The sequence below is a fragment of the Streptomyces scabichelini genome (assembly GCF_011045015.1).
GTDB classification, from domain to species: Bacteria; Actinomycetota; Actinomycetes; order Streptomycetales; family Streptomycetaceae; genus Streptomyces; species Streptomyces scabichelini.
Genome location: NZ_JAAKZY010000433.1, coordinates 1 through 2,520 on the forward strand (window position 1 = coordinate 1; position 2,520 = coordinate 2,520).

Annotated in this window: 3 protein-coding genes; all 3 read right to left on the reverse strand. The window is 71.4% G+C overall.

The features are described from left to right. Nucleotides 1-38: 38 nt before the first annotated feature. Nucleotides 39-695, reverse strand: a complete 657-nt coding sequence (locus G5C60_RS50355; protein WP_165270981.1) for a response regulator — start codon at nt 693-695, stop codon at nt 39-41. Further along, on the reverse strand, nt 692-1,843 hold the full coding sequence (locus G5C60_RS50360) for a sensor histidine kinase (protein WP_165270983.1): 1,152 nt from the start codon (nt 1,841-1,843) through the stop codon (nt 692-694). Before G5C60_RS50360 ends, G5C60_RS50355 begins: the two co-directional genes overlap by 4 nt. A 69-nt stretch (nt 1,844-1,912) precedes the next feature. After that, nucleotides 1,913-2,520 (reverse strand): MBL fold metallo-hydrolase (locus G5C60_RS50365; protein ID WP_165270985.1); only part of this gene is annotated, 608 nt, incomplete at its 5' end.

The window sequence follows — 2,520 nt, forward strand, 5'->3', positions numbered from 1 at the left end:
GGGCCGGAGGGCCCGGCGCCCCGATGTGCATGCGGTGGCTATCCGCCCGGAGTCACGAGCCCCGATTCGTACGCCACCACCACCGCCTGCGCCCTGCTGTCGAGGTCCAGCTTGGTCATCGTGCGGTTGAGGTGGGTCTTGACGGTCGCCTCGCTGATGTAGAGGAGGTCGGCGATCTCCGGGTTGGACAGTCCGCGTGCGATCAGCTTCAGGACCTCCAGCTCACGCGAGGTCAGACCGTCCAGGTCCGCGGGCCGTTCGCAGGCGGTCCGGCGCGCGTACGCCTCGATCAGGCGGCGGGTGATGCTGGGCGCGAAGAGCGTGTCGCCCCCGCGGACCGCGGCCACCGCGGCGAGCAGCCGTTCGGGGCCGGAGTCCTTGAGAAGAAACCCGCAGGCCCCGGCGCGCAGCGCCCCGTACACGTACTCGTCGAGATCGAAGGTGGTCAGTACGAGGATCCGGGGCGCGGGCTCCGCGGCCTGGGCGAGGATGCGCCGGGTGGCCTCGATGCCGTCCATGCCGGGCATCCGGATGTCCATCAGGATCACCTCGGGGGCGGTCTCGGCGGCCAGGTCGACGGCCTCCGCGCCGTCGCTCGCCTCGCCGACCACCTTGATGCCGGGGGCGGCCCGCAACAGGCCCACCAGACCGGCCCGGATGAGGAACTGGTCGTCGACGACGAGCACTGTGGTCATGTGGTGGCGTCGTCCCCCCGCGCCGCGGCCCGCGTGGAGGTCGGCAGGGTGAGCTGTACTGCGAAGCCGCCCTGGTCCCGCGGGCCAATGCTGATCTGCCCGCCGTAGAGCTTGGCCCGCTCGCGCATGCCAATCAAGCCGTGCCCGCCGCCCGCTCGTACTCTGTCCGGAATCACCCCCTCTCCGTCGTCCGTGACCGAAACAGTCACCTGATGCGGTTCATACCTCAGCCGTACCTCCGCACTCGCGCCGTGCGCGTGCTTCAGGACGTTGGTGAGCGCCTCCTGCACCACCCGGTACGCGCAGAGTTCGACGCCGGGGGCGAGCGGGCGCGGGGTGCCCTCGACGGTGAGGGCGACCGGGAGGCCGCCGGTGCGGATGCGTTCGGTCATCTCGTCGAGACGGGCGAGGCCCGGCATCGGAGCGGCCGGGGCGCCGTCGTCGGCGGCGCGCAGCACCATGAGCATGCGGCGCAGCTCTTCGAGGGCCTCCTTGCCGGTGGCGTCGATGGTCTCGAGCGCGGTGCGCGCGGTGTCCCGGTCGGTGTCGAAGACGAAGCGGGCGAGACCGGTCTGCACCGAGATCACAGACATGTGGTGGGCGACCACGTCGTGCAGTTCGCGGGCGATCCGGCCGCGCTCCTCGGCGACCTCGCGCCGGGCGCGTTCGGCTTGTTCTCGGCGTAGTTGCCGGGTCAGTTCGGCCGAGCGGCGGTGGACGACGCCGAATCGCCACAGCACCGCCGGGTAGACGATCGCCTGGCCGACGACGGACGGCCAGCCGTCGGTGTGGTTCACCGCGCCCGCGTAGATCCAGGTCGCGCCCATCAGCACGGCGCAGGGAACGGACACGCGCTGCGGACGCAGGGAGGCGACGGTGTAAACGGCGAGCATGGGCCCGAAGCTGCACACCACGGGCCAGTAGCCGGCGGTGATGTACACCAGCCAGGTCGCGTGCATGAGGCAGCAGATCACGACGGGGGCCCGCCCGCGGAGCACGAGCGGCAGATGGACCAGGACCACCAGTGCATAGGCGGTCGTGTCGAGCGGCTCCTGCCCCTGACGCGCGGCCTCCGGTCCCAGCAGCAGAGCCACACTGGTCAGTGCCGCCGCGATCAGCGCGTCGACGGCGAGGGGGCGCATCCGCATCGCAGCAGCGTAAGGCGGTCCCTGGCGGAGGGCGTCAAACTTCCGCGGTACCGCACAAGTTGTAGCCCCTCACACCACCGCCGCATACGTCACCGGATCGCTCCCCGTCACCGCCTCCGCCCGTCCCAGTTTCACCAGTCGGCGCAGATGGGCCTCGGCCTCCGAGACGGCGATGTTTCTCGAGCCGTACGGGATTTGGTCCCAGGGGCGGTTCCATTCCATGCGCTCGGCGAGTTGCCAGGGAGTGAGGGGAGTGGTGAGGAGGGAGAGGAGGCCGGTCAGGCGGGACTCGTGGTGGGACAGCAACTCCCGTACGCGGGACGGGGCGTCGGTGAAGGCGTGCTGGTGGGCCGGCAGGACCTCGGCGGGGGCGAGGCGGCCGACCCGCTCCAGGGAGTCGAGGTAGTCGCCCAGGGGGTCCGTGATGGTGGCGTCGTCCGGGTCCTCGTACAGGCCGATGTGCGGCGTGATCTCCGGGAGGAGGTGGTCGCCGGAGAACAGGCGGCCCCTGCCGGGGAGTTGGGCCGGGTGGTCCTCTTCCAGGTGGAGGCAGACATGGCCCGGTGTGTGGCCGGGCGTCCAGATCGCGCGGAGGCGGCGGCCCGCGAGGTCGAGGAGTTCGCCGGGGACGATCTCACGGTCGGGGAGTGCGGGGGACAGGCCGGGCAGGTCGCGGG

Excerpts from the sequence above, each read along its gene's own strand:
- G5C60_RS50355 (WP_165270981.1), bottom strand. The coding sequence starts at position 695 with ATGACCACAGTGCTCGTCGTCGACGACCAGTTCCTCATCCGGGCCGGT.
- G5C60_RS50360 (WP_165270983.1), bottom strand. The coding sequence starts at position 1,843 with ATGCGGATGCGCCCCCTCGCCGTCGACGCGCTGATCGCGGCGGCACTG.